Here is a 25,747-nt window from a genome sequence, read left to right as displayed (position 1 = left end):
ATCGCGGCATCCAAACTGATGGAGGACGGACGATGGGTTGGAACAGGGGAGCGCGGCTCGCCGCTCTGGTGGGCGTCGGCGTGCTGGCGTTCGGCTCGCTCGCGGCGTGTGGCGAGGACGACGGCGGCTCCGGCACCGGCAGCGGTTCCGGCGGTAGCAGCAGCGGTGGCGACGGCGGCGAGAGCGCCGGCAAGGTCGGCGTGATCCTGCCCGACGTCACGACGTCGCCGCGGTGGGAGGCCAACGACCGGCCGAGCCTGCAGAAGGCGTTCGACGACGCCGGCATCGACTCGATCATCGACAACGCGCAGGGCCAGACCGACACCTTCGGCAAGATCTGCGACAGCATGCTCAACCAGAACGTCAACGTGCTGATGATCGTCAACCTCGACCCGGCCTCGGGCGCGGCCTGCCTCAAGAAGGCAGCCGACGCCGGCGTGCTCGGCATCGACTACGACCGGCTGACCCCGGGCGGCGGCGCGGAGTACTACGTCTCCTTCGACAACGTGAAGGTCGGCGAGCTGATGGGCGAGGGCCTGACCTCGTGCCTCGACGCCGAGAACAAGACGAAGGCCAACATCGTCTACGTCAACGGTGACCCGAAGGACAACAACGCCGCGCTGTTCAAGCAGGGCTACGAGCAGGCGCTCGCGCCGAAGATCGACTCCGGCGACTACACCCTGGTCGGCGACCAGACCGGTGAGTGGGACGCGACCAAGGCCGGCACCGTGTTCGAGCAGATGTACAACGAGAACGACGGCGAGATCGACGGCGTCGTCTCGGCCAACGACACCATGGCCGGCGGCATCATCGCCCGGCTCAAGGCCAACGGCGCTGCGGGCAAGATCCCCGTCACCGGCCAGGACGCCTCCATCGAGGGCCTGCAGAACATCCTCGACGGCAACCAGTGCATGACCGTCTACAAGAACACCAACCTCGAGGCCGAGACGGCCGCGAAGCTGGCCATCGCCCTGAGCCAGGGCGACAAGGAGGCCGCGGACGCACTCGCCACGAGCTCCGTCCCCGACCCCGAGACGGGCGAGGACGTCCCGTCGGCCCTGGCCACGCCGGAGATCATCACCATCGACTCGGTCAAGAAGGTCGTCTCCGACGGCTTCGCCGACAAGGCCGAGCTGTGCAAGGGCGCCTACGCCCAGCTCTGCACCGCCAACGGCGTCGAGTAGTCGACCCACGCTGACCCGGGACCGGCGGCGACCCCGCCGGTCCCGGGTCGACCCACCCTGCCACCGATCACCTGCTGTCGAGCCCTACCCCGTGGAGGTCCCATGACCGTCGACGCCGCCCTCGAGAAATCCCCACCATCGCCCGCCGCACCGCCGCTGCTCAGCCTGCGCGGCGTGGAGAAGAGCTTCGGCGCGGTCCACGTGCTCCGCGGCGTCGACCTCGACGTCCGCCCGGGCCAGGTCACCGCCCTCGTCGGCGACAACGGCGCCGGCAAGAGCACCCTGATCAAGGGCATCGCCGGCATCCACGCCTTCGACGCGGGTGAGTACACCTTCGACGGCAAGGCCGTCTCGGTGACCGGGCCCCGCGACGCCAACGCGCTCGGCATCGAGGTCGTCTACCAGGACCTCGCGCTGTGCGACAACCTCGACGTGGTCGACAACATGTTCCTCGGACGTGAGCTGAGGAAGGGCGTGATGCTCGACGACAGCACGATGGAGGAGCGCGCCCGCGAGACCCTCGACGGTCTGTCGGTGCGCACGCTGCAGTCGGTGCGCACCCCCGTCGCCGCGCTCTCCGGCGGACAGCGCCAGACGGTCGCGATCGCCCGTGCGGTGCTGTGGAACTCCCGCGTGGTGATCCTCGACGAGCCCACCGCCGCCCTCGGCGTCGCGCAGACCGAGCAGGTGCTGCTGCTGGTGCGCCGTCTGGCCGACAAGGGCCTCGGCGTGGTCCTCATCAGCCACAACCTCAACGACGTCTTCCAGGTCGCCGACGACATCGCGGTGCTCTACCTCGGCCAGATGGTCGCGCAGGTGCGCACCGACCAGGTCAAGCACGGCGAGGTGGTCGAGCTGATCACGCTCGGCCGCTCGGGCGACATCGGTCTTCCCCCGACCGCTGTAGGAGTGGCGTGATGAGCACCATGACCAAGACCACCCCGCAGCCCGCTGCGGACGACCAGACGTCGGCAGCGACGACCCTCAAGTCGGCGTTCAACGACTACGTGGCCCGGATCCGAGGAGGCGACGTCGGCTCGCTGCCGGCGGTGTTCGGGCTCATCGTGCTGGTGACGGTCTTCTCGATCCTGAAGCCGCAGTCGTTCACCAACTCCTTCAACTTCGCCAACCTGCTCAACCAGTCGGCCGGCGTGATCGTCCTGGCCATGGGCCTGGTTTTCGTGCTGCTGCTCGGCGAGATCGACCTCTCCGCGGGCTACACGGCCGCCACCGGCGCCGCCATCCTCGGCTACCTCATGGTCGACAAGGACTGGCCCGTGGTCCCCGCGGTGCTCGCGTGCCTGGCTTCCGGTGCCGTGATCGGGCTCGGCATCGGGTTGCTGGTCTCCCGACTGGGCATACCGTCGTTCGTGGTGACGCTGGCCGCGTTCCTCGCGCTGCAGGGCGTGGTCATCAAGATCCTCGGCGAGGGCGGCAGCTTCAGCTACAGCAACGAGTTCCTCGTCAACCTGAACACCGCGCCGCTCTCGGTGACGACGGGGTGGGTGCTCACCGTCATCGGCCTGGCCGCCTACGCCGCGGTCACCTACCTCAAGAACGCGCGTCGCCGAGCCCGGGGCCTCGTGCACCAGCCGGTGCTGCTGTGGGCGATCAAGACCGGCGCACTGGCTGTGCTGGTCGTCGCCGCCGTCGCCTACCTCTCGGTCGAGCGCAGCCGCAACCCCGCCTTCACCTCGCTCAAGGGCGTCCCGCAGGTCCTCCTGCTCATCGTCGCGCTGCTGGTCGTGCTCAGCTTCCTGCTGAGCAGCACTCCCTGGGGTCGCCACGTGTACGCCGTCGGCGGCAACAGCGAGGCCGCGCGCCGTGCCGGCATCAACGTGGCCTGGATCAAGCTCAGCTGCTTCCTCATGTGCTCGACGCTCGCCGCCGTCGCCGGCATCCTCATCGCCAGTCGCGACAACGGCGTCTCCGGCGACACCGGCGGCTCGCAGACCCTGCTCTTCGCCGTGGGCGCTGCCGTCATCGGCGGCACCAGCCTGTTCGGTGGCAAGGGCAAGGTGTCCGACGCGGTGATCGGCGGGCTGGTGATCAGCGTGATCGCCAACGGCATGCCGCTGCTGCAGGCCACCCCGGCAACCGTGCTGATCGTCACCGGGTTCGTGCTCCTGATCGCCGCCTCGGTCGACGCCATCAGCCGTCAGCGCAGCGCCGCCACAGGGCGGGCCTGAGCGATGCCCACGCCGACTGGGGTCGGCACCGACGAGCTGCGTCGCGCGAACCTGCGCACGATCGTGCAGACCGTCCACACTCGGGGTCCCACTACCCGGGCGGTGCTCACCCAGCAGCTCGGGCTCAACCGCAGCACGATCGGCGGCCTGACCTCCGAGCTCCAGGGTCTCGGCCTGGTCTCGGAGGAGGTCGCCGCCGTCGCCGGCCGCTCCGGGCGACCCTCGCACCTGGTCGTGCCGCGCGCCGACAACGTCGTCGTGGCCGTCGACCTGGGCGTCGACCGGCTCTCGGCCGCCGTCGTCGCCCTCGGCGGCGCGGTGCTCGAGCGGCGTGCCCGGCTGCACCAGCGCGGTGAGCACGACGTCGCCCACGTCGTCGACTCCGTCGCCCAGATGGTCGACGACCTGCTCGCCTGGGCCGCGCCCGCGCGCTGCCTCGGCATCGGGGTCGCCGTGGCCGGCGCCGTGCGGGCCGAGGACGGGCTCGTGCAGTTCGCCCCCAACCTCGGCTGGATCGGCGAGCCCTTCACCGAGCTGCTCGCGGCGCGGCTCGGGCGTCCGGTGCTCACCGGCAACGACGCCAACCTCGGCGTCCTGGCCGAGCACCTGCGCGGCGCCGCCGTCGGCTACCGCCACGCGGCCTACGTCGCCGGCTCGGTCGGCATCGGTGGGGGCTTCCTCGTCGACGGCGTGCCGTTGGCCGGTTCGCGGGGCTACGCCGGCGAGGTCGGGCACATGCAGATCGACAGCACCGGACCCGTCTGTCGCTGCGGCGCCACCGGGTGCTGGGAGATGCGGGTCGGCGAGAACCAGCTGCTCCAGCTCGCCGGACGCCTGCCCGGCGGCGGCCCCGACGCGGTCGCCGAGGTCATCGAGGCCGCGCGCGCCGGGGAGACCCGCGCCGCCGAGGCCCTCGACGACGTCGCCGACTGGCTCGGGCTGGGCCTGCGCGGGCTGATCAACATGTTCAACCCCGACGTCATCGTGCTCGGCGGCAACCTGGCCCAGGTCTGGAGCGTCGCGTCGAGCCGGGTCACCGCGGCCGTCGAGCGCACGGCGCTGCTGGCGCCGTTCACCGAGGTGACCATCGCCCCCGCCCAGCTGCAGGGGGAGTCGCCGCTGATCGGGGCCGCCGAGCTCGCCTTCGCCGCGGCCCTCGACGACCCGCAGGCGGTCGCCGAGCTACCGGCCACCACCCACGCCTGACCGCACGACCTCGAGGCCCACGGGAGCCATGGCCTAGCCTGCTCCGCGTGCTGCAGACGAGTGCCCTCGACCGGTTCAAGGACTTCTGGCAGGGCGTCGTGCTCCTGCCGTTCGTCCGGCTCTTCATCAAGATGGGCATCAGCCCCGACACGGTCACCTTCGTCGGCACCGTCGGCGTCTGTGCCGGCGCGCTGGTGTTCTTCCCGATGGGCGAGCTGCTCACCGGCGTCCTGTTCATCACCGCGTTCGTCTTCAGCGACCTCATCGACGGCAAGATGGCGCGCGAGCTCGGCCGCAAGTCCAAGTTCGGGGCCTTCTGGGACTCGACCCTCGACCGGTTCGGCGACGGCGCCATCTTCGGTGGTCTCGCCCTCTACTTCGCCGGTCCCGGCGACTCCTACGTCTACCTGTGCGTCTCGCTGTACTGCCTGGTGCTCGGCTCGGTCACCTCCTACGCCCGGGCCCGCGCCGAGTCGCTCGGGATGGACGCGAAGGGCGGCATCGCCGAGCGGGCCGACCGCCTCGTCTCGATCCTGGTGATGACCGGCCTCGGGGCCCTGTTCGACCTGCCGATCCTGATGTTCGTGACGCTGTGGGTCCTGGCCTTCGCCAACACCTACACCGTCGTGTTCCGCATCCGGAAGGTGCACGCCCAGGCGGTCGTGCTCGACCGCGAGGCCGCCGCGCAGACGGACGCGCAGCCGGACGCCGTGGTGGCGGCCCCCGCTCCGCCGTCCGCCGAATCGGCCCCCACCGACTGACCCGCCTACGATCTGGCCATGACCAGCGAGACCACCGGCACCGGCACGACGCGCGTCAAGCGGGGCATGGCCGAGATGCTCAAGGGCGGCGTCATCATGGACGTCGTCACGCCCGACCAGGCCAAGATCGCCGAGGACGCCGGCGCGGTCGCCGTCATGGCGCTCGAGCGCGTGCCGGCCGACATCCGCGCCCAGGGCGGCGTGTCGCGCATGAGCGACCCCGACATGATCGACGGCATCATCGAGGCCGTCTCGATCCCGGTGATGGCCAAGGCCCGCATCGGTCACTTCGCCGAGGCGCAGGTGCTGCAGAGCCTCGGCGTCGACTACATCGACGAGTCCGAGGTCCTCACCCCGGCCGACTACGCCAACCACATCGACAAGTGGGCCTTCACCGTGCCGTTCGTGTGCGGGGCGACCAACCTCGGCGAGGCGCTGCGCCGCATCACCGAGGGCGCGGCGATGATCCGCTCCAAGGGCGAGGCCGGCACCGGCGACGTGTCCAACGCCGTCACCCACATGCGCACCATCCGCGGCGAGCTGCGCCGCCTGGCCGCGCTCGAGGGCGACGAGCTCTACGTCGCCGCCAAGGAGCTGCAGGCCCCCTACGACCTCGTCAAGGAGGTCGCCACCACCGGCGCGCTGCCCGTCGTGCTCTTCACCGCCGGCGGCATCGCCACCCCGGCCGACGCCGCGATGATGATGCAGCTCGGCGCCCAGGGCGTTTTCGTGGGCTCGGGCATCTTCAAGTCCGGCAACCCCGCGCAGCGGGCCGAGGCCATCGTCAAGGCCACCACGTTCCACGACGACCCCGACATGGTCGCCAAGGTCTCGCGCGGCCTCGGCGAGGCTATGGTCGGCCTCAACGTCGACGAGATCCCCCAGCCGCACCGGCTCGCCGAGCGCGGCTGGTAGCCCTGATCGTCACCGCCCCGGCCCGGGGCGTCGTCGGCGCCACCGTGGCCGCGGTCGCGGTGACGGTGGCGTTCGCCGTCACGGTGCTGGCCGGGGCGGGCCCCAGCGACGACCCGGACGGCGCGGGGCCCGACGGGTCGCGGACCGAGGCCCTGGCCGGCGTCGTCACGACGACGTCCGGACCGGTGCGCGGGCTCGCTGACGGCCGCGTCCGCACCTGGCTCGGACTGCCCTACGCGGCCCCGCCGACCGGCGACCTGCGGTGGCGGCCTCCCGAGCCGGTCGAGCCGTGGAGCCGGGTGCGCGACGCCGACCGGTACGGAGCCGACTGCGTGCAGCCCGACCGGTACCGGTTCGGCCAGGCCGTGCTCACCCAGCGCACGGGGTCCTCGGAGGACTGCCTCTACCTGAACGTCTCCCGCCCCGACGACGACAGCCGCGACCTGCCCGTCGTGGTGTGGCTGCACGGCGGTGGCTTCTTCGGCGGCAGCGGGGTGTCGGCCATCGCCGCCAGCGGTGCGCTCGTCGAGCGGGGGATCGTGCTCGTCAGCGTCAACTACCGACTGGGTCGGCTCGGGTTCTTCGCCCACCCCGCCCTCGAGCAGGACGTCGGCAACTTCGGTCTGCTCGACCAGGTCGCCGCACTCGAGTGGGTGCGCGCCAACGCCGCGGGCTTCGGTGGCGACGCGCGCAACGTCACGCTCGTCGGCAGCTCGGCGGGCGCGATGTCGGTCAACGCGCTGATGGCCTCGCCGGCCGCCGAGGGCCTGTTCGAACGGGCCATCTCGCAGTCGGCACCGAGCGACGTCCAGGCGCGCCCGATCGCCGAGATCGCCCGTCGCGAGGCCCGCCTGCTCCCGGCCGGGTCGGTCGAGGAGCTCCGGTCGCTCCCCGCCGATCGGCTGCTGTCGTCGACCTTCAACACGCTGGGGGGCGACGCGCCCGTCCTCGACCGGGTGCTGCCGCAGTCCTCGGTCGATGCGTTCCGGGCCGGTCGAGAGCAGCGCGTGCCCTACCTGGTCGGCACGACCAGCGAGGAGTTCAACGACATCGCCTTCCGCAGCTTCGGGGTCGATGCCGGCGCGCTGCGCGACAGCCTGGGGGAGACGGCCGCCGGCCACGAGGCGCTGGTCGACGCCTACGGCGACGACTACGACAGCTCGGTGCTCAACGACCTCGTCTTCGCGCTGCCCAGCGTCGAGCGGGCGATGAACCACGCCGGACGCGCCCCGACCTACCGCTACGTCTTCCGAGGCAGCACCTACTCCGGCCACGGTGCCGAGCTGCCCTACGTGTTCGACCAGCCGGGCGCCCGCTACGACGCCCGGCTCGCCGACGAGGTCGCCGACTACTGGGTCGCCTTCGCCCGCACGGGTCGGCCCGAGGTCGATGGCGCGACGCCGTGGCCGCGCGCGACGAGCCAGCAGCCGTCGGCCTTCCTGCTCCTCAAGCCCGGGCAGCTCGTGCCGGAGACCGAGGAGCCGCACCTCGAGCGACTCAGCCTGCTCCGTGTCGCCCTCGACCTGCGACGTGGGTCCGCCGGCGGCGGCTGACTAGTCATCAGTGACTACTCCGCGCACCCGTCTGGACATTCCTCAAACGGGGTACTCCTGACTTGAGGTCATCTTGAGGTGACGTCGGATCTGCCCTGAGCGTGCCTTGACGCTCGTCGAATTGAATAGCACCACCAACGAACACGAGGACGAAGTCCTCGTCGGCCGCCGGTCGTCCGACCGGGTGGCGTCCCCCCGAGTGTTTCCAGTACGTCGACGGTTCCCCCCACCTCGACGAGCCGGCTGAGCCGGTCCGTCGCCCGTCGTGGAGGGCCCGCGCGCGCCGGTGCCTCGCTCCCTCCACAAGGAACCGACATGAACAAGACCACCAAGGGTGCTCTCGCCGCCTCCGCCGCCGCCGTCCTGCTCGCCGGTGGTGCGGGCACGCTGGCGTTCTGGACCGACACCGCCACCGTGCAGGGCGGTTCGATCAACTCCGGCACGCTCGGCATCACGCCGCTCGTCGTCGCGCCCAACACCCAGGCCTGCGACACCAACTGGGTCTACGCCACGGGCTCGGCCAAGGCCGGCCAGACCGTCGTCCTCTTCGTCCCTGGCGACAAGGTCACCAAGAAGTGCACGTTCAAGATCGCCGCCACCGGTGACAACCTGAGCGCCGCGGTCACCGCGCCGGCCACCGTGCCGGTCACCACGACGCCCGCCGCGGCGTCCTTCTCGATCGACCTCGGTGCCACCTACGCGCTGTCGGGCGTGACCACGCCGCGCGCGATCGCCAACGGCGGCACGATCACCTCGGCCGACAACAACGGCACGCTGACCGCGACGTTCCTGGCCACGATCCCGTTCGGCACCAACGAGACGGGCACGCCGAAGGTCAACGCCAACGACACCAAGAGCATCAACGCGGCGCTGGCCGGTCTGACCGTCTCGGTCGCCCAGACCAACCCCAACCCGTGATCGGCTGAGTCTCCTCCGAGTCTGAGAACCCGACATCATGTCGACCCTTGTGGCCCCGAGCCGTCACCGCGCCGAGGCATCGCCCTCGACCGGTGACGGCCCGGTGCGATGGATCGTGCGCATCGTCGCCTGGATGCTGATCCTGGCCGCTGCGTTCGTCCTCGCCGCCACCGTGCTGGTGCCGCGCCTGGGCGGAGCCACGCCCTACACGGTCCTGACCGGGTCGATGCAGCCGGGCATGCCGCCCGGCACGCTCGTGGTGGCCAAGCCGGTCGACCCGACCGACATCGCCATCGGCACCGTCGTCACCTACCAGCTCGAGTCCGGCAAGCCGACCGTCGTCACGCACCGCGTCGTGGCGGTTCGCAGCACGATGCAGGGCGAGCTCGAGTTCCAGACGCAGGGAGACGCGAACTCCACGCCCGACCCGAAGTGGGTCCGGCACGAGCAGGTCCGCGGCGAGCGGTGGTACTCCGTTCCCCACCTCGGTCGCCTCAACGCGCTGCTCAACGGGCACGAGCGTCAGCTGCTCGTCTACACCGTGGCCGGAGGCCTCGCGCTGTACGCCGGAGCGATGTTCGCCGGCGGCGCACGTGACCGGCACCGCCGCCGGAGGTCCGCATGACCGTCGTCGGACGCGTCGCTGTCGCCGCCGCGATCGCCTCGCTCGCCCTCGCCCCAGCTCCGGCCCGGGCGGACGGCGACCAGCCGCTCGGCGTGAGCCGCGACGGCATCCACTGGTCCGACGACGTCGACCGCCCGCTGTTCGATCCTCAGGTGCGCTGGGTGCCCGGCGACGTCCGCACGGCGACGTTCTGGGTGCGCAACCAGCGGTCCGACCGCGGCCACCTCACCATCGACCTGCTCCGCACCCGCCGCGACTCCCTCATCGAGACCGGCTGGCTGCACGTCTCGGCCCGTACCGGTGACGGCAGCTGGACCACGGTGTCCGACACCGGCACCCACCGTCTCGACACGTCGGACCTCGAGCCCGGCGTGCCCCTCCCCGTCGAGGTGCGCGTCGGCCTCGACTGGGCCGCCCCCAACGGCACCATGGTGCTCGGCACCGACCTCGACCTCCGGGCCACGCTCGTCGACGCCGACGTCGTCTCTCCCGGAGGCGGCACCGGCAACGGTGACGGCGACGGGGGCGTTGACGGCACCGGCGCGAGCGGCGGCCCCGGCGGAGGAGGCCTGCTCCCCGGCACCGGTTCCGTGGTCCCACCCTGGCTCCCGCCGCTGGCGGTGCTGCTGATCGGTACCGGCGGCTACCTCGTCGTCCGGCGTCGCCGCGAGGACGACGACCACCCCGCGACCGCAGCCGTTGAGCCGATCTTGAGCAACGGCGCCATCGCACTTGAGCCCGGCTTGAACGGCCGTCCGTAGCGTCGGGACCGACGCTCCACCTGGCCCCCCAGCCACCCCCCACCCAGGAGAACGAGATGAGCAACCACCGCGCTGCGACCCCGCGCCGCCGTCGTCGGTCGGGTCGAACGCGCGCGATGCTGGCGCTCGGCGCCGTGGCCGTGCTTGCCTCCGGCATGAGCGTGCAGGGCACCTTCGCGTTCTGGACCGACTCAGCCACCGTCAACGCCGGCGGCTTCACCTCCGGCACGCTCGACATCACCGTCAACGGACAGCTCAGCGGTCAGGGCGGCACCACGGCGATCGCCAACCTCGCACTGGCCAACATCACCCCGGGTGAAAGTGTGGCCGCCTCGTTCCCGATCGCCAACGTGGGAACTACGCCGCTGACCTACAACCTCACCGGGACGGGTTCCGGGGACTTGGCCGTCGCCAACGGGCTCCAGTACCTCGTCGTCTTCGGGACCACCGCGACGAACAGCGGCACGTCGACCGCCGGCAATCGGACGGGTGCCTGCGGGTCGACGACGGCGACCGACGCCAACACCACGCTGCTTAACGCCACCGCTGCGACGCTGGCCAGCAACCGGGCGCTCGCTCCCGGTGCGTCGGAGAACGTGTGCGTGATCGCCCGACTGAACTTCCAGGCGCCGAACGCCCTGCAGAACAAGGCCGGCAACGCACAGCTCCTGTTCGACGCCAAGCAGGTCGGTGCCTGATCGTGGGTCACCGCTTGCGCGAGGCCGTCCTGTGGCTCGGTGCATCCACCGGACTCGTCGCCATCGCCGCCGGCATCGCCGTTGCTATCGGGGGTTTCGGGTTCCTCGTCTTCCGGTCAGGCTCCATGTCTCCCGACATCCCCACCGGCGGCATTGCCCTGTCCCGCACCGTCGACGCCGTCGACATCCACGTGGGCGACGTCGTCAGCGTGACGGCGTCGAACGGTGAGCGGGTCACCCACCGCGTGGTCGAGACGACGCTGCGTGGTGACGAGGCGACCCTCGTCCTCCAGGGCGACGCCAACGAGCGTCCCGACGCCGAGCTCTACGTGGTCGACTCCGCCGAGCGCGTCGTGGCGTCTGCGCCGTGGGGCGGTTACGTCGTCGCTCACCTCCTCACCCCGCCGGGACTGGTCGCCCTCGGCGCACTCAGCCTGATGCTCTTCCTGCTCACCGGTTCGCGGCCCGACGAGGACGACGAGCTGGACGACGATCGGCCCGACCGACAGCGTGGCCCACGGGCAGCCCCCCGTCATCGGGGCGCAGCCGCGACGCGAGGGAGTCGCCGACTCGTCGTCGGGGTGGCGGTGCTCGCCGTCGCGGCCAGCGCCGGGACCGTGCTGGCCCGCACGAGCGGCACCTGGGCCAGCTTCACTGACAGTGCGGCCGTCACGACGGGCACCTTCGGGTCCGCGACCGTCGCGACACCGGGGCAGCCGGCGGTCATCACGCAGCAGACCGGCACGGGTGCGGCGCCGATCTCGTGGACTTCCGTCGGGGTCGGCGGGACCACGGCGCAGGCGTACGACGTCGTCCGCTACGCCCAGGCCAGTGGCGGGACAGGCACGGTGGTCTGCGCCGATGTCACCACCACCAGCTGCACCGAGCCGAAGCCGCCGACGGCCACGTCCGTCACCACCTACTACTACGCGGTCCGTGCCAAGTACGCCGCGAACTGGACGGCGGAGTCCGCCACGCGGAGGCCCTACACGCCGGACGTCGTCGCGCCGGGCGGCTCGATCAACACCCCGGTCCTGACGACGACCGCGTGCGGCATCGACCAGCTCGCCTGCGGCACCGCGACGGACACCGGCGGTGGCGCCGTCGCCCTGATGGAGTACAGCCTCCTGCGACAGCGGACCGCCGCAGGCCAGACGGCCTACGAGTGCTGGAACGGCTTGTCCTACGGTGCCGCCACGAACAACGCCTGTCCGACCTTCAACCAGATGAACGGCACGGCCACGTGGTCCGTGCCCGGGCTCCGGGCCATTGCCTACCCGCCGGCCGCCACGGGTGTGACGCAGAACTGGACCCTGCTGATCCGGCTGACCGACTCGTTCGGCAACAGCCGCGTCGCGGCGCCCTTCACCTTCAACAACTGACGGGCCGCAGAGCCTGGATCAACGGCACTGCACGGCCAATCTCTGGAACTTCTCCGCGTCGGCGGGGTCGCTGGAGCTCAGCTCGGCGATGGTGAGCTCCTGCACGGCACGGGTGGCGAAGCACCGCGCGACGTCGTCGGGCGCGCCGCTGTCGACCAGCTGCGTCGTGAGCGTGGTGCGGATGGCGGGCAACGAGATGATCTCGTCGGCCCTGCCGGACGGCGGCGTCTCGCCCGACTCGCAGGAGGCGAAGGTGAGGCCGTCGTCGGTGCGCTGCAGCAGCGCGGTGTCGGGGCTGTCGGCGATCCACTCCTCGAGCGCGGCGGCCATCTGGTCGACGTCCTGCGGGGTGTCGCCGCGGTAGGCGATGCGCAGGCAGGTCCCTCCGTCGCGCTCGAAGGCCGAGTAGGCGTCGCCGCCCCAGCCGTCGGCGGCCTCCAGAGCCGTGGCGACGTCGACGCGTTGGGCGAGCACGACGTACCAGCCGAACGCGCCGAAGGGCCCGGAGTCGGTCTGCTCCTCGCCCTCCCCGGTCTCCGGGACGTCGACGTCGACCGGCTCGGCGGCGTCCTGGTCGCGCAGCAGCACCCAAGGGTCGAGGATCTCCTCCTCGGTGGTGGGCGGTGCGTCGAAGAGCCCGTCGAGGGCGGCGACGTCGTCGAGGGCCACGGCGAGGTCGACCATCGTCTCGCCCAGGGCGTACGGCGCCCCGAGGAGCGCGACGAGCACCGGCGGGATGTCGGCGGAGGCCGACTCGAACGCCTCGGTCTCAGCGGTGGTCTCCTTCTCCAGCGCCGCCTTCTCCTCGTCGTCGAGCTGCGCCTTCCACGCCGTCCCGACCCGCGAGGCGTCGCCCTCGACGAGCGCACGGAACGCCGTCGACGAGCCGTCCTCCCTCTCGCTCAGCTCCTCGGCACGGTCGCTGATGTCGAAGTGCTGGTCCTGCAGGGCGTGCACGAGCTCGTGCACCAGCGTCGCGCGCGTCGAGGGTGTCAGCTCCGTGCCGCGGACCTTGATGTCGCGGTCGTCGAAGGAGTAGAAGCCGACGACGCCGGCGCCCTGCAGGCGCTGCGACTCGGCGTACAGGTCGACGTCGGGTCCGACGAGACCGAGGGCGCGGAACTGCTCCTGGGCCTGCTCGATCTCGTCGCGGTCCTCGTCGGTGAGCTCCTCGTCGTCGGTGACGGCCTGCTCGAACGCCTTGTCCTTCATGAGCTCGACGTCGACCACCTCGAGGAAGCGCAGGTCGCGCTCCTCCTCGACGAACTCCACGAACGGGCGCAGCTCCTCGGGCCACTCGTCGACGTCGACCGGCTCGCCCACCTCGACCCCGTCGTCGCCGCCGAGGTCGAGGCGCGGGACGACGAGCCACGCGACGACGCCGATCGTCGCCATCACGGCCACGGCCGGGATGACGCGGGCCAGGACTCCGATGGACCTCACGCGCGCAGCGTAGGTCACGGCTCGCCCACCATCGGGTGACCGCGAGCCCCTGCCTACGATCACCCGGGTGACGGTGATCGGTGTCCTCGCCCTGCAGGGCGACGTGCGCGAGCACCTGCGTGCGCTGACCGCTCTGGGCGTCGAGGCCGTCGCCGTCCGGCGTCCAGCCGAGCTCGCCGCCGTCGACGGCCTGGTGCTGCCCGGCGGTGAGTCGACGACCATCGCCCGCCTCGCCCGGACCTTCGACCTGCTCGAGCCGCTGCGCGCCGCGGTGCGGGACGGCTTGCCGGTGCTCGGTACCTGCGCCGGGATGATCCTGCTCGCCGACCGCATCCTCGACGGCGCCGCCGGCCAGGAGACGATCGGCGGGCTCGACGTCACCGTGCGCCGCAACGCCTTCGGGCGCCAGACCGACTCCTTCGAGGGACCCGTCACGGTGCGCGGGCTCGACGCGCCTGTGCACGGTGTGTTCATCCGCGCACCGTGGGTCGAGGCCGTCGGGAAAGGGGTCGAGGTGCTCGCGCGGGTCGAGGTGGCCACGCCGCACGGGGTCCTCGATAGGATCGTCATGGTGCGACAGGGACCGCTGCTTGCGGCGTCCTTCCACCCCGAGGTCGGCGACGACCACCGGGTCCACGGCCTGTTCGTGGATCTCGTGACCCAGACCGTCACCCAGACCTCCTGACGCAGACGTAGATCGGAAGAGGAACGCATGTCCGGGCACTCCAAGTGGGCGACCACGAAGCACAAGAAGGCCGCGCTCGACTCCAAGCGCAGCAAGATGACCGCGAAGCTCATCAAGAACATCGAGGTCGCGGCGCGCATGGGCGGGGGAGACCCCGCGGGCAACCCCACGCTCTTCGACGCCATCCAGAAGGCGAAGAAGTCGTCGGTCACCAAGGACAACATCGAACGCGCGGTCAAGCGCGGCTCCGGCGCCGAGACCGGCGGCGCCGACTACCAGACCATCATGTACGAGGGCTACGGCCCGGCCGGCGTCGCGATCCTCATCGAGTGCCTCACCGACAACAAGAACCGCGCCGCCATGGAGGTCCGCACCGCCATGAGCCGCAACGGCGGCTCACTCGCCGACCCCGGCTCGGTCTCGTTCCTGTTCAACCGCAAGGGCGTCGTGCTCGTGCCGGTCGACCAGGACGGCAAGACCGTCTCCGAGGACGACGTCCTCGAGGCCACGCTCGAGGCCGGCGCCGACGAGGTCAACGTGCTCGGCGACGCGCTCGAGGTCATCTCCGAGAGCAGCGACCTCGTCGCCGTCCGCACCGCGCTGCAGGCCGCCGGCATCGACTACGACTCCGCCGACGCCTCGTTCGTGCCCGACAACAAGGTCGAGCTCGACGCCGACGGCGCCGCCAAGCTGTTCAAGCTCATCGACGTGCTCGAGGACCTCGACGACGTCCAGAACCTGTTCGCCAACTTCGACGTCCCCGACGAGGTCATGGCCGAGCTCGAGGACGCCGACGCCTGACCCACGGTGATCGAGGTGCGAGCGGAGCGAACCTCGAGATCACCGGACCTGGATGCCCGAGCCGAGCAGGGCCGGGTGGTCTCGAGGCTCCTCGCAGAGCTCGTCGCACCTCGACCAGCGTCGACCCTGCGTGTCGCGCACACGGCGGGCCGTCGACGTCGTAACGTTCTCCGAACACACGTTCGACGTCGAGAGGACCTGCAGGTGCGCGTGCTGGGCATCGACCCCGGGCTGACCCGGTGCGGCATGGGCGTCGTCGAGGGCTCGGTCGGCCGGCCGCTCACCCTCGTCGACGTCAACGTGCTGCGCACGACGTCGACGCTGCCGGTGGCCGAGCGGCTGGTGACCATCGAGAAGGGCATCGACGCCTGGATCGAGGAGCACCGCCCCGACGCCGTCGCCGTCGAGCGGGTCTTCGCCCGCTCCGACGTCTCCACCGTCATGGGCACCGCCCAGGCCAGCGGCATCGCGCTGGTCTGCGCGGCCCGGCGCGGGCTGCCGGTCGCGCTGCACACACCGAGCGAGGTCAAGGCCGCGGTCTCCGGCAACGGCCGCGCCGACAAGGCCCAGGTCGGCGCGATGATCACCCGCATCCTGCGGCTCGACGCCGCGCCCAAGCCGGCCGACGCCGCCGACGCCCTGGCGCTCGCCATCACCCACATCTGGCGCGGGGGAGCGCAGTCGCGCATCGACGCCGCACTCGCCCAGCAGAAGTCGCGGCTGCGCGCCGCCGCGGCTGCCTCGAGGAGTCCCCGATGATCGCCTACGTCCGCGGCCAGGTGGCCGCCGTGCACCTCACCAGCGCCGTCGTCGACGTCGGCGGCGTCGGGCTCGAGGTGCTCTGCAGCCCCGGCACGCTGGCCACGCTGCGCACCGGCCAGCAGGCCACGCTGCCCACCAGCATGGTGGTCCGCGAGGACTCCCTGACGCTGTTCGGCTTCGTCGACGACGACGAGAAGTCGATCTTCGAGCTGGTGCAGACCGCCTCCGGCGTCGGGCCGAAGGTGGCCCAGGCGATCACCGCCGTCCTCAGCCCCGACGACCTGCGCCGCGCCATCTCCTCCGACGACGTCAAGACCCTCACGCGGGTGCCCGGCATCGGCCAGAAGGGCGCGCAGCGCATCATCCTCGAGCTCAAGGACCGCATCGGCGCGCCCGTCGGCAGCCGGACCGCAGGGCTGCCGGTCGCGGCGCCGTCCGAGGCCTGGCGCGAGCAGGTGCACGGTGGCCTCGTGGGGCTGGGCTGGTCGGCCAAGGACGCCGACAAGGCCGTGGACGCCGTCGCCGACCAGGCCGGCGACCAGCCCGACGTCGGTGCCCTGCTGCGGGCCGCGCTCCGCACGCTGAGCAAGGCCTGACAGGCTCGCTGCCATGCACGACGACGATCTCGACGTCGCGGAGGAGGCCCATCTCCGCTCGCTCACCGCGGCCGAGGCCGAGGGCGACGAACGCGCCATCGAGGCCGCGCTGCGCCCGCGCACCCTCGACGAGGTCGTCGGCCAGACCCGGGTGCGCGAGCAGCTCGGCCTGGTGCTCGACGCCGCCAAGGGCCGCGGACGCGCGCCCGACCACGTGCTGCTGTCGGGCCCGCCGGGTCTCGGCAAGACCACCCTGGCCATGATCATCGCCGCCGAGCTCACCATGCCCCTGCGTCTGACGAGCGGGCCGGCGATCACGCACGCCGGCGACCTGGCCGCCATCCTGTCCGGGCTCAACGAGGGCGACGTGCTCTTCATCGACGAGATCCACCGGATGAGCCGACCGGCCGAGGAGATGCTCTACCTCGCCATGGAGGACTTCCGCGTCGACGTGGTCATCGGCAAGGGCCCTGGCGCCACGGCGATCCCGCTCGAGATCCCGCCGTTCACGCTCGTCGGCGCCACCACGCGCGCCGGGCTGCTACCGGGCCCGCTGCGCGACCGGTTCGGCTTCACCGCGCACCTCGAGTTCTACGACCCCGCCGAGCTCGACCTCATCGTGCACCGCTCGGCCGCGCTGCTCGGCGTCGAGCTCACCGACGAGGGCTCGGCCGAGATCGCCTCGCGCTCGCGCGGCACCCCGCGCATCGCCAACCGCCTGCTGCGCCGGGTGCGCGACTACGCCCAGGTCCGCGCCGACGGCGTCGTCACCCTCGACGTCGCCCACCGCACCCTCGACCTCTACGAGGTCGACCCGCTCGGCCTCGACCGGCTCGACCGCGCGGTCATCGACGTCCTGTGCCGCCGCTTCGGCGGGGGACCGGTCGGCGTCTCGACGCTCGCCGTCGCCGTGGGCGAGGAGCGAGAGACGGTGGAGGAGGTGGCCGAGCCGTTCCTCGTGCGCCTGGGCTTCCTGGCCCGGACGCCCCGCGGCCGCATCGCCACCCCGGCGGCGTGGCAGCACCTCGGTCTCACGCCCCCTCGACCCGCCGACGAGGGAACTCTCTTCGAGGCCTGACACGTTGGGCATGCTGGCGGCTCGCTCACGAGACGCGGGAATTGGTCCTCGGGACCACCCTCGCGGCTAGACTTGCCCGTCGGCCGGACGGCGCTCCGTCGTCCTGTGCTCCTGCTCGACTGTTGAGAGGTCTCGTTCGTGGAAGGGCTCGTCCCGCTCTTGCCCCTGCTGGGCATCCTGCTCGTCTTCTGGTTGCTGGTCATCCGACCCGCCTCGCGGCGGCAGCGGGAGATGCGCACCATGCAGGCCGCCCTCGCCGTCGGCGACCGCGTCATGACCACCTCCGGCTTCTACGGCACGCTCCTGGTCCTGCACGACGACCGCGCCGAGATCGAGCTGGCACCCGGCACCATCGTGACGATCGCTCGTGGCGCGATCGCCGGCCCCGACCCCACGTCGGCGCCGAGCGAGGAGCCCGAGCCTGACACCGAGTCCAGGCCCCGCCTGGACAAGACCCCCGAGGAGAGCTGACCCGTGGCGAAGAGCAAGGCCCGACCCGGACGCACCCTCGTGGTGTTCCTCCTCGGCGTCGGCATCCTCTACGGCCTCGTGGCCCTGGCCGGCTCCTGGAAGCCGACCCTGGGTCTCGACCTGCAGGGCGGCACCCGGATCACCCTGCAGTCGCAGGGCAACCCGAGCGACGACAACCTCAACGAGGCGCGGCAGATCATCGACCAGCGTGTCAACGGCTCCGGTGTCTCCGAGGCCGACGTCACGACGTCCGACAGCAACATCGTCGTCGAGATCCCCGGCGACCCGCGTCGCGACCTCGTCGAGACCGTGCAGCGCACCGCCCAGCTCCGGTTCCGTCTCGTCGCCTGCTCCGAGGCCCGCGGTGGCTGCCAGCCGCCGGCCGGCGCCACGACCGAGCCGCTCGCGCCCGACGCCCCCGCCGAGGAGGTGCCGGTCCCCGAGCCGAGCGCCACCGGCACGCCGGCCCCCGGCGACGCCCCCGAGGCCACCGGCACGCCCGCGCCCCGCGTGGCCCCCTTCGGCCGCACCGGCACCGGCACGCCCGAGGCCCCGGCCACGACGCCGACGGCTCCCGACGCGGCGCCGACCGACGGCGCCACCGACGGCGCGACCGACGGTGCCACGCCCACCGACGGTGCGACGCCGTCCTCGCCGCCGAGCGAGGACGAAGCCGCCTTCGACACCAACGCCGTCGTGCCCGTCGACGAGGCGATCGCGTTCATGAACGGCGGCTACAGCCAGGCCGACTACGACCTCTTCAACGCCTATGTCTGCAACGACGACGGCACGCTCGCCAAGGCCGACCCGAGCGACACCTCGATCCCCGACGCCCCGGTCGACGACCCGACCAAGGGCCTGGTCGCCTGCGAGGCGGCCACGGAGGCGCGCGGCGAGCAGAACCCGGCCCAGCCCCCGATCAAGTACCTGCTCTCGCCGGCCGTCATCCAGGGCACCGACCTCGACGACGCCAGCTACGGCATCCCGCAGAACCAGTTCAACTACGCGGTGTTCCTCGACATCGGCGGCGCCGGCCAGAAGGCGTTCGCCGACGTGTCCACGCAGTTGCGCAAGGGCCAGAACGGCGACAACTTCGCGATGGTGCTCGACGGCGTCGTGCTCTCGGCGCCCTACTTCGAGAACCCGATCACCAACGGCGACGCACAGATCTCGGGCAACTTCACCGAGTCCGAGGCGCGCAGCCTCTCGACCAGCCTGAAGTACGGCTCGCTGCCGATCGTCTTCGACGCCAACACCGAGGTCATCGGCCCCTCGTTGGCCGGCGACCAGCTCTCGGCCGGCATGATCGCCGGCGGCTTCGGCCTCGGTCTCGTGCTCATCTACTGCCTGCTGTACTACCGCGGCCTCGGTCTCGTGGTCGTCGCCTCGCTGCTCGCCGCCGCCGCCGTGTCCTACGCGCTGGTGCTGCTGCTCAGCGAGACCGCCGGCTTCGTGCTGACCCTGCCCGGCATCGCGGGCCTCATCATCGCGGTGGGTGTCACCGCCGACTCCTTCATCATCTTCTTCGAACGCATCCGCGACGAGATGCGTGAGGGCAAGTCGATGCGGGTCGCGGTCGAGACCGGCTGGAAGCGCGCGAAGGTCACCCGACTCGCCGCCCAGGTCGTCTCGCTGCTCTCGGCCGCGGTGCTGTACATCTTCGCCACCGGCGCGGTGAAGGGCTTCGGCTTCGCGCTCGGCCTGACCACGATCGTCGACCTCGCGATCCTGTTCTGGTTCACCAAGCCGATGGTGTCGTGGCTGGCGAAGTTCCACTTCTTCAACTCCGGCAGCAAGCTCTCGGGCCTCAGCCCCGAGACCCTGGGCATCGACCGACCCGACGAGCCTGCACGACCTACGAAGACCGCGGCGACCGCTGGAGGTAAGGCCTGATGGGCAAGGCATCACGGCTCGGCAACGACCTCTACACCGGTCGGAAGTCCTACGACTTCGTCCACCGGCGCACGCTCTGGTACGCCATCACCGGCGGCATCGTGGCGCTGGCCTTCGTGGCGCTGTTCGTCAAGGGCCTCAACTTCGGCATCGAGTTCACCGGCGGCACCGAGTTCCGCGTGCCGGCCCAGAACGCCTCCCAGACGCTGGCCGAGGAGGTCCGCGACGCGGTCGCCGAGTCTGGCGTCCCCGCTGCGGAGCAGGCCACCACGACCACGGCCGGCAACTCGGTCCTGGTCCAGGTCGAGGAGCTCGACGCGCAGGAGACCGACCAGGTCCGCGCCGCGATCCAGACCGTCCTCGACGTGCCCGACGACGACGTCACCACCTCCGAGCTCGGCGCCAGCTGGGGCCAGGAGATCGCCAACCGCGCGATCCTCGGCGTCATCGTCTTCCTGGTCCTGGTGCTGATCTTCATCGCGTTCTACTTCCGTGAGTGGAAGATGTCGATCGCCGCGCTCGTCGCGCTCGTGCACGACGTCGTCATCACCATGGGCGTCTACGCGCTCTCCGGCTTCCAGGTCACCCCGGCCGCCGTCACCGGCCTGCTCGCGATCCTCGGCTTCTCGCTCTACGACACCGTCGTCGTCTTCGACAAGATCCGCGAGAACACCGCCGACATGCGCAAGAACCGCCAGACCTACGCCGAGGCGGCCAACCTCGCCGTCAATCAGACGCTCGTGCGCTCGATCAACACCGGCATCGTGGCGCTGATCCCCATCGGCGCCATCCTCTGGGTCAGCGCCGTCCAGCTCGGTGCGAGCTCGCTCCAGGACCTCGCGCTGTCGCAGTTCGTGGGCATGGCGGTCGGTGTCTACTCCTCGGTCATCCTCGCCCCGCGCGTGCTCGTGCACCTGAAGTCCAACGAGAGCGAGGTCAAGCTGGCCGAGCGCCGTGCCAAGGCGCGGGCCCGGGCCGGCGACCGCTACGCCTCGGTGCCGGCGTTCGTCGAGGACATGCCCGTCGAGGACGACCCCGACGGCGGCGACGACCTCGACGACGACGAGGTGCGCGCCAGCGGCACCCCGACGCTCACCAAGGCGCGTCCCACGACCTCCTCCGAGCCGGGTCGCGGTCGCACCGTGCCCGAGAACCGGGCGCCGGTCGAGCGCAGCGGCAGCTCGGGCCGCAAGCAGCCCAGCCGCCAGCCCAAGTCGAAGCGCGGTAAGTAGCCGCCGTGGGGGGCGTCGAGAGTGCCGCCGAGGTCCTCGAGCGGCTCGTGCTCGACGTCCCGGACTTCCCCGAGCCGGGCGTGCTGTTCAAGGACATCACGCCCGTGCTCGCCGACGCGGCCGGGCTGGGCGTCGTCCTCGACGCCCTGGCTGCGGCCGGGCGCGGGCCCGACGGCGAGGTCGTCGTCGACAAGGTCGTCGGCATGGAGGCGCGGGGCTTCATCCTCGCCGTCCCCGTGGCGCAGGCACTCGGCGTCGGCTTCGTGCCGGTGCGCAAGGCCGGCAAGCTGCCACGCGAGACCCACGCTGTCTCCTACGCCCTCGAGTACGGCGAGGCCACGCTCGAGCTGCACCGCGACGCCATCGCGCCCGGCGAGCGCGTACTGCTCGTCGACGACGTGCTGGCCACCGGCGGCACCGTCGCGGCCACCCGTCAGCTCGTCGAGGCGTGCGGCGCCGTCGCCACCGCGGTGGCCGTGCTGATGGAGCTGTCGTTCCTGCCCGGGCGGGCCACGGTCGGTGACCTGAGGGTCTCGTCGTTGCTCACCATCTGAGCGCCCCTAGTATCGGTACATGACGGAGGAGCGCACCGCACCGGCGACCGGTCGACGCGCGCCGTCCGCGCCCGATCGGACCTCGCGGCACGACACCGCCGCCGAGCCCACCGGCCCGGCTGGCCCGGGTCGCGGCATGCGGGCCAAGCTGGCCCGTATCGGCAACCGCAGCACCGTGTCGAACCCGGTGCTCGAGCCCTTGTTCCGCGCGGTGCGGGCCAACCACCCCAAGGCCGACCTGGCGCTCCTCGAGCGGGCCTACACCACCGCCGAGAAGCTGCACGGCACGCAGATGCGCAAGAGCGGCGACCCGTACATCACCCACCCCCTCGCCGTCACCACGATCCTCGCCGGCATCGGCATGACCGAGGCGACGCTGGTCGCGGCCCTCCTCCACGACACCGTCGAGGACACGCCCTACACCCTCGAGCAGTGCCGCGACGACTTCGGCGACGAGGTCGCGCAGATGGTCGACGGCGTCACCAAGCTCGACAAGGTCGTCTACGGCGACTCGGCCCAGGCCGAGACCATCCGCAAGATGATCGTCGCGATGTCGCGCGACATCCGGGTGCTCGTCATCAAGCTCGCCGACCGGCTCCACAACATGCGCACCCTGCGCTACGTGCCGCTCAAGAGCCAGGAGCGCACCGCCCGCGAGACGCTCGACATCTACGCGCCCCTGGCCCACCGCCTCGGCATGAACACCATCAAGTGGGAGCTCGAGGACCTCGCGTTCGCGACCCTCCACCCGAAGATCTACGACGAGATCGTGCGCATGGTCGCCGAGCGCGCGCCGTCGCGCGACAGCTTCCTCGCCGAGGTGATCAGCCAGGTCGAGAAGGACCTCCGCGACAACAAGGTCAAGGCCACCGTCACCGGCCGGCCGAAGCACTACTACTCGATCTACCAGAAGATGATCGTCGGCGGCCGCGAGTTCTCCGACATCTACGACCTCGTCGGCATCCGCATCCTCGTCGACGAGGACCGCGACTGCTACTCCGTCCTCGGCGTGCTGCACTCGCGCTGGAACCCGGTGCTCGGCCGGTTCAAGGACTACGTCGCGATGCCGAAGTTCAACATGTACCAGTCGCTGCACACCACCGTGATCGGCCCGCAGGGCAAACCGGTCGAGATGCAGATCCGCACCTTCGGCATGCACCGCCGAGCCGAGTACGGCGTCGCCGCGCACTGGAAGTACAAGGAAGACGGCCGCGAGGGCCGCGACACCGAGAAGATGGGGGACCAGTCCGACATGGGCTGGGTCCGCCAGCTCCTCGACTGGCAGTCCGAGGTCGAGGACCCGGGCGAGTTCCTCGAGTCCCTCCGCTTCGAGATCAACCGTGCCGAGACCTACGTCTTCACCCCCCGCGGCGACGTCATCGCGCTGCCGTCGGGCTCCACTCCCATCGACTTCGCCTACGCCGTCCACACCGAGGTCGGGCACCACACCATCGGCGCCCGGGTCAACGGCCGCCTCGTGCCGCTCGAGTCGACCCTCGACAACGGCGACGTCGTCGAGGTGTTCACCTCCAAGGCCGTCAACGCCGGCCCGTCGCGCGACTGGCTGACCTTCGTCAAGTCGCCCCGGGCCCGCTCGAAGATCCGCCAGTGGTTCACCAAGGAGCGCCGCGAGGAGGCGGTCGAGCGCGGCAAGGACTCCATCGCCAAGCTGATGCGCAAGGAGGGGCTGCCGATCAAGCGGCTCCTCACCCACGAGTCGTTCACCCAGGTCGCCGAGCACTTCAAGCTGCCCGACGTCACCGCGCTCTACGCCGCCGTCGGCGAGAACAACCTCTCGGCCCAGGCCGTCGTGCGTCGCGTCATCGAGATGAACGGCGGCGACGAGGGCGTCCAGGAGGACCTCGCCGAGGCCGTCACCATCACCGGACGCCGCGGACGCGGCAAGGCCGGCGGCGGCGCCGACTCCGGCGTCATCGTCAAGGGCTCACCCGACGTCTGGGTCAAGCTCGCCAAGTGCTGCACCCCGGTCCCGCCCGACGACATCCTCGGCTTCGTCACCAAGGGCGGCGGCGTCTCCGTGCACCGCACCGACTGCACCAACGCCGGCGACCTGCACCGCCAGCCCGAGAAGCTGCTCGAGGTCGAGTGGGCACCCACCGGCCAGTCGTCGTTCCTGGTCAACATCCAGGTCGAGGCCCTCGACCGCGCCCGCCTGCTGTCCGACATCACGATGGTGCTCTCCGACGCGCACGTGAACATCCTCTCGGCCAACCTCTCCACCACCCGCGACCGCGTCGCGAAGTCGAGGTTCACCTTCGAGATGGCCGAGGCCAAGCACCTCGACACCGTGCTCAAGGCGGTCCGCGGCGTGCCGGGCGTGTTCGACGCCTACCGCATCACGAGCTAGTTGGTCCTCGCTTCGCTCGGACGGGCGCGCCGCCTGGAGCGAACGCGCCACGCCGCGTGGCGTGAAGCCCTCGCTCGCGGCGCTCGCGTCGGGCTCCCCGCCACGCGACCTGGCGCGCCCGCGCGGCGCGCCGAGCAGAGATGGTGAGGTCCGGTCCTGGTTGGCGCTGACCGGCGATCCGGCCGCGCTTCTCCCAAGGCGCACGGTGCACCGGCGCCCTGACCACGGGCCGTCTTCACGGCAGGGCGCACGTCGTGGGTGTGCGGCGGCGCCGGGTGCCGGTCCTGCCCGCGTGGTCAGACCTGCGGCAGCGTAGCCAGATATCGCGGGCAGGCGGCACGAGCCGCATGCCCACGACCATCAGGAGGAGTAGTCGGCCGAGACGCGCCGGGCCATCTCGAGGAAGCCGCGACGGGACTCGAGATTCTCCTCGAGCTCGCGCACCTTCTTGTCGTTGCCGGCGGCGTGGGCCTTCTCGAGGTCGGCCTCGACCTTGGTGATGGCGTCCTGCAGCTGGGTGACCATGTCGTTGGCGCGGGCCGACTTCTCGGGGTCGGAGCGCTTCCAGGCGTCGTCCTCGGCGCCGCGGATGGCCTGCTCGACGGCGCGGATGCGGCCCTCGAGCTCCTTCATCCGGTCGCGGGGGACCTTGCCGGCCGCCTCCCACTTCTCGCCGATGTCGCGGAACGCCTTCTTGGCGGCGTCGAGGTTGTCGGCGGTGACCGGCAGCAGCGCCTCGGCCTCGACGATGAGGGCGTCCTTGACCTCGGCGTTCGCGGCGAACTCGGCGTCGAGCGCCGCGTTGGCGGCGTCGCGCGCGCCGAAGAACTTGTCCTGAGCGCCACGGAAGCGCTTCCAGAGGGCGTCGTCGACGTCCTTGGGTGCGGGGCCGGCGGCCTTCCACTCCCGCATCAGGTCGCGGTAGCGGCCCGCGGTCGGGCCCCACTCGGTGGAGTCGGCGAGGGCCTCGGCCTCCTTGCAGAGACGCTCCTTGACGACCCGCGCGCCGGCACGCTTCTCGTCCTGCTCGGCGAAGTGGGTCTTGCGGGCCTTCGTGTACGTCGTCCGGGCGCTGGAGAACCGCTTCCAGAGCGCGTCGTCGGAGGCACGGTCGATGCGGGGGAGCGCCTTCCAGGCGTCGAGGAGCTCGCGTAGACGGTTGGCGCCGTTGCGCCAGTCGGTGCCGGTGGCGATGGCCTCGGCCTCGGCGACCAGCACCTCCTTGGCGTCCTTGGCCTCGGCGGCCTTCTCGGCCCGCTCGGCGCGCCGGGCCTCACGCTGGGTGGCCAGCACCGGGCCCAGGGCGTCGAGGCGTCCGCTGAGGGAGGCGAGGTCGCCGACCGCGTTGGCGTCGGTGACCTGGGTGCGCACGGTCTTGATCGATTCGGCGGCCTCCTCGGGGGAGAGCTTGCCGGAGTTGACCCGCTGCTCGAGCAGCTGGACCTCGAAGGACAACGCCTCGAACCGTTCGGTGAAGAAGGCCAGTGCCTCCTCGGGGGTTCCGGCGGGGTAGGACCCCACGGCGCGTTCGCCGTCGGCGGTCTTCACGTAGACGGTGCCGTCGTCGTCGACGCGGCCCCATTCGCTGCTCGTCACTGCTGTCCCTCTTCGTCGGTCCGTGCGCTGCCCCACCCTAAGGGAAACCTCGCCCGGGGTCAGCGTCGCGCCACCG

At 71.3% G+C, this 25,747-nt stretch carries 24 protein-coding genes; 22 read left to right on the top strand and 2 right to left on the bottom strand.

Going from position 1 to position 25,747, the window contains the following annotated elements:
- Window positions 1–32: 32 nt before the first annotated feature.
- The 12 genes from ABFT23_RS16905 (at window position 33) to ABFT23_RS16850 (ending at window position 12,192) form a co-directional block, all read left to right on the top strand.
- Window positions 33–1,184 carry a sugar ABC transporter substrate-binding protein gene (locus ABFT23_RS16905; protein ID WP_347897268.1) on the top strand — a complete coding sequence of 384 codons (1,152 nt, stop codon included), beginning with the start codon at window positions 33–35 and terminating at the stop codon, window positions 1,182–1,184.
- A 102-nt stretch (window positions 1,185–1,286) separates the two neighbouring features.
- Complete coding sequence (locus ABFT23_RS16900) at window positions 1,287–2,102, top strand: ATP-binding cassette domain-containing protein (protein WP_347897266.1); 816 nt, start codon at window positions 1,287–1,289, stop codon at window positions 2,100–2,102.
- Complete coding sequence (locus tag ABFT23_RS16895; RefSeq protein WP_347897263.1) at window positions 2,102–3,373, top strand: sugar ABC transporter permease; 1,272 nt, start codon at window positions 2,102–2,104, stop codon at window positions 3,371–3,373. The genes ABFT23_RS16900 and ABFT23_RS16895 overlap by 1 nt, the downstream gene beginning before the upstream one ends.
- Before the next feature lie 3 nt (window positions 3,374–3,376).
- Window positions 3,377–4,579: an ROK family transcriptional regulator gene (locus tag ABFT23_RS16890; RefSeq protein ID WP_347897261.1), complete on the top strand. Its 1,203-nt coding sequence runs from the start codon at window positions 3,377–3,379 to the stop codon at window positions 4,577–4,579.
- A 47-nt stretch (window positions 4,580–4,626) separates the two neighbouring features.
- Window positions 4,627–5,340: a phosphatidylinositol phosphate synthase gene (gene pgsA / locus ABFT23_RS16885; RefSeq protein WP_347897259.1), complete on the top strand. Its 714-nt coding sequence runs from the start codon at window positions 4,627–4,629 to the stop codon at window positions 5,338–5,340.
- A gap of 18 nt (window positions 5,341–5,358) precedes the next feature.
- Window positions 5,359–6,255 carry a pyridoxal 5'-phosphate synthase lyase subunit PdxS gene (gene pdxS / locus ABFT23_RS16880; protein ID WP_347897257.1) on the top strand — a complete coding sequence of 299 codons (897 nt, stop codon included), beginning with the start codon at window positions 5,359–5,361 and terminating at the stop codon, window positions 6,253–6,255.
- Between the two features lie 44 nt (window positions 6,256–6,299).
- Window positions 6,300–7,808, top strand: coding sequence for a carboxylesterase/lipase family protein (locus ABFT23_RS16875; protein WP_347897255.1), 1,509 nt, complete (start codon window positions 6,300–6,302; stop codon window positions 7,806–7,808).
- Window positions 7,809–8,123: 315 nt separating this feature from the next.
- On the top strand, window positions 8,124–8,726 hold the full coding sequence (locus ABFT23_RS16870; RefSeq protein WP_347897253.1) for an alternate-type signal peptide domain-containing protein: 603 nt from the start codon (window positions 8,124–8,126) through the stop codon (window positions 8,724–8,726).
- 37 nt (window positions 8,727–8,763) lie between these two features.
- On the top strand, window positions 8,764–9,351 hold the full coding sequence (locus tag ABFT23_RS16865) for a signal peptidase I (protein WP_347897251.1): 588 nt from the start codon (window positions 8,764–8,766) through the stop codon (window positions 9,349–9,351).
- Window positions 9,348–10,112, top strand: a complete 765-nt coding sequence (locus tag ABFT23_RS16860; RefSeq protein ID WP_347897249.1) for an LPXTG cell wall anchor domain-containing protein — start codon at window positions 9,348–9,350, stop codon at window positions 10,110–10,112. Before ABFT23_RS16865 ends, ABFT23_RS16860 begins: the two co-directional genes overlap by 4 nt.
- A 56-nt stretch (window positions 10,113–10,168) precedes the next feature.
- A complete protein-coding gene (locus tag ABFT23_RS16855; protein WP_347897247.1) occupies window positions 10,169–10,810 on the top strand; it encodes a TasA family protein in 642 nt (213 codons plus the stop codon).
- 14 nt (window positions 10,811–10,824) lie between these two features.
- Entirely contained in the window at window positions 10,825–12,192 is a 1,368-nt protein-coding gene (locus ABFT23_RS16850) for a signal peptidase I (RefSeq protein WP_347897245.1), read from the top strand.
- A gap of 18 nt (window positions 12,193–12,210) precedes the next feature.
- Here the strand turns inward: ABFT23_RS16850 and ABFT23_RS16845 are convergent, their stop codons facing one another.
- The gene (locus ABFT23_RS16845; protein WP_347897244.1) at window positions 12,211–13,635 is read right to left on the bottom strand and encodes a hypothetical protein; all 1,425 of its coding nucleotides are present in this window, start codon (window positions 13,633–13,635) and stop codon (window positions 12,211–12,213) included.
- 67 nt (window positions 13,636–13,702) lie between these two features.
- Between ABFT23_RS16845 and pdxT the strand changes: the two genes are divergently transcribed.
- The 10 genes from pdxT to ABFT23_RS16795 all read left to right on the top strand — a co-directional run bounded on the left by pdxT (window position 13,703) and on the right by ABFT23_RS16795 (window position 24,075).
- A complete protein-coding gene (gene pdxT / locus ABFT23_RS16840) occupies window positions 13,703–14,320 on the top strand; it encodes a pyridoxal 5'-phosphate synthase glutaminase subunit PdxT (RefSeq protein WP_347897242.1) in 618 nt (205 codons plus the stop codon).
- 27 nt (window positions 14,321–14,347) lie between these two features.
- Complete coding sequence (locus ABFT23_RS16835; RefSeq protein ID WP_347897241.1) at window positions 14,348–15,121, top strand: YebC/PmpR family DNA-binding transcriptional regulator; 774 nt, start codon at window positions 14,348–14,350, stop codon at window positions 15,119–15,121.
- 213 nt (window positions 15,122–15,334) lie between these two features.
- Window positions 15,335–15,880 carry a crossover junction endodeoxyribonuclease RuvC gene (gene ruvC / locus ABFT23_RS16830; RefSeq protein WP_347897960.1) on the top strand — a complete coding sequence of 182 codons (546 nt, stop codon included), beginning with the start codon at window positions 15,335–15,337 and terminating at the stop codon, window positions 15,878–15,880.
- On the top strand, window positions 15,877–16,479 hold the full coding sequence (ruvA, locus tag ABFT23_RS16825; RefSeq protein ID WP_347897239.1) for a Holliday junction branch migration protein RuvA: 603 nt from the start codon (window positions 15,877–15,879) through the stop codon (window positions 16,477–16,479). The genes ruvC and ruvA overlap by 4 nt, the downstream gene beginning before the upstream one ends.
- A gap of 13 nt (window positions 16,480–16,492) precedes the next feature.
- On the top strand, window positions 16,493–17,557 hold the full coding sequence (gene ruvB, locus ABFT23_RS16820) for a Holliday junction branch migration DNA helicase RuvB (RefSeq protein WP_347897238.1): 1,065 nt from the start codon (window positions 16,493–16,495) through the stop codon (window positions 17,555–17,557).
- 138 nt (window positions 17,558–17,695) lie between these two features.
- Window positions 17,696–18,028, top strand: coding sequence for a preprotein translocase subunit YajC (yajC, locus tag ABFT23_RS16815; RefSeq protein ID WP_347897236.1), 333 nt, complete (start codon window positions 17,696–17,698; stop codon window positions 18,026–18,028).
- Window positions 18,029–18,031: 3 nt separating this feature from the next.
- Window positions 18,032–19,921: a protein translocase subunit SecD gene (secD, locus tag ABFT23_RS16810; protein ID WP_347897235.1), complete on the top strand. Its 1,890-nt coding sequence runs from the start codon at window positions 18,032–18,034 to the stop codon at window positions 19,919–19,921.
- Complete coding sequence (secF, locus tag ABFT23_RS16805) at window positions 19,921–21,153, top strand: protein translocase subunit SecF (protein WP_347897233.1); 1,233 nt, start codon at window positions 19,921–19,923, stop codon at window positions 21,151–21,153. Before secD ends, secF begins: the two co-directional genes overlap by 1 nt.
- 5 nt (window positions 21,154–21,158) lie before the next feature.
- Complete coding sequence (locus ABFT23_RS16800; protein WP_347897231.1) at window positions 21,159–21,707, top strand: adenine phosphoribosyltransferase; 549 nt, start codon at window positions 21,159–21,161, stop codon at window positions 21,705–21,707.
- A gap of 136 nt (window positions 21,708–21,843) precedes the next feature.
- Window positions 21,844–24,075 carry a RelA/SpoT family protein gene (locus ABFT23_RS16795; protein WP_347897958.1) on the top strand — a complete coding sequence of 744 codons (2,232 nt, stop codon included), beginning with the start codon at window positions 21,844–21,846 and terminating at the stop codon, window positions 24,073–24,075.
- 360 nt (window positions 24,076–24,435) lie between these two features.
- Here ABFT23_RS16795 and ABFT23_RS16790 read toward each other — a convergent pair whose 3' ends face one another.
- Window positions 24,436–25,671, bottom strand: a complete 1,236-nt coding sequence (locus tag ABFT23_RS16790; protein WP_347897229.1) for a DUF349 domain-containing protein — start codon at window positions 25,669–25,671, stop codon at window positions 24,436–24,438.
- Between the last annotated feature and the right edge of the window lie 76 nt (window positions 25,672–25,747).

The organism is Nocardioides secundeburneus (assembly GCF_039939255.1).
Classification (GTDB): Bacteria; Actinomycetota; Actinomycetes; order Propionibacteriales; family Nocardioidaceae; genus Nocardioides.
Note: the sequence above shows the minus strand (reverse complement) of the source record. Positions and strands in the feature narration are given on the sequence as shown.

What these genes read in the sequence shown, in the direction of transcription:
- ABFT23_RS16795 (WP_347897958.1), top strand. Translation starts at nt 21,844, where the DNA reads ATGCGGGCCAAGCTGGCCCGTATCGGCAACCGCAGCACCGTGTCGAAC.
- ABFT23_RS16905 (WP_347897268.1), top strand. Translation starts at nt 33, where the DNA reads ATGGGTTGGAACAGGGGAGCGCGGCTCGCCGCTCTGGTGGGCGTCGGC.
- ruvA (WP_347897239.1), top strand. Translation starts at nt 15,877, where the DNA reads ATGATCGCCTACGTCCGCGGCCAGGTGGCCGCCGTGCACCTCACCAGC.
- pdxS (WP_347897257.1), top strand. Translation starts at nt 5,359, where the DNA reads ATGACCAGCGAGACCACCGGCACCGGCACGACGCGCGTCAAGCGGGGC.
- ABFT23_RS16855 (WP_347897247.1), top strand. Translation starts at nt 10,169, where the DNA reads ATGAGCAACCACCGCGCTGCGACCCCGCGCCGCCGTCGTCGGTCGGGT.
- ruvB (WP_347897238.1), top strand. Translation starts at nt 16,493, where the DNA reads ATGCACGACGACGATCTCGACGTCGCGGAGGAGGCCCATCTCCGCTCG.
- ABFT23_RS16895 (WP_347897263.1), top strand. Translation starts at nt 2,102, where the DNA reads ATGAGCACCATGACCAAGACCACCCCGCAGCCCGCTGCGGACGACCAG.
- ABFT23_RS16835 (WP_347897241.1), top strand. Translation starts at nt 14,348, where the DNA reads ATGTCCGGGCACTCCAAGTGGGCGACCACGAAGCACAAGAAGGCCGCG.
- ABFT23_RS16860 (WP_347897249.1), top strand. Translation starts at nt 9,348, where the DNA reads ATGACCGTCGTCGGACGCGTCGCTGTCGCCGCCGCGATCGCCTCGCTC.
- ABFT23_RS16865 (WP_347897251.1), top strand. Translation starts at nt 8,764, where the DNA reads ATGTCGACCCTTGTGGCCCCGAGCCGTCACCGCGCCGAGGCATCGCCC.
- secF (WP_347897233.1), top strand. Translation starts at nt 19,921, where the DNA reads ATGGGCAAGGCATCACGGCTCGGCAACGACCTCTACACCGGTCGGAAG.
- ABFT23_RS16900 (WP_347897266.1), top strand. Translation starts at nt 1,287, where the DNA reads ATGACCGTCGACGCCGCCCTCGAGAAATCCCCACCATCGCCCGCCGCA.
- ABFT23_RS16890 (WP_347897261.1), top strand. Translation starts at nt 3,377, where the DNA reads ATGCCCACGCCGACTGGGGTCGGCACCGACGAGCTGCGTCGCGCGAAC.
- ABFT23_RS16870 (WP_347897253.1), top strand. Translation starts at nt 8,124, where the DNA reads ATGAACAAGACCACCAAGGGTGCTCTCGCCGCCTCCGCCGCCGCCGTC.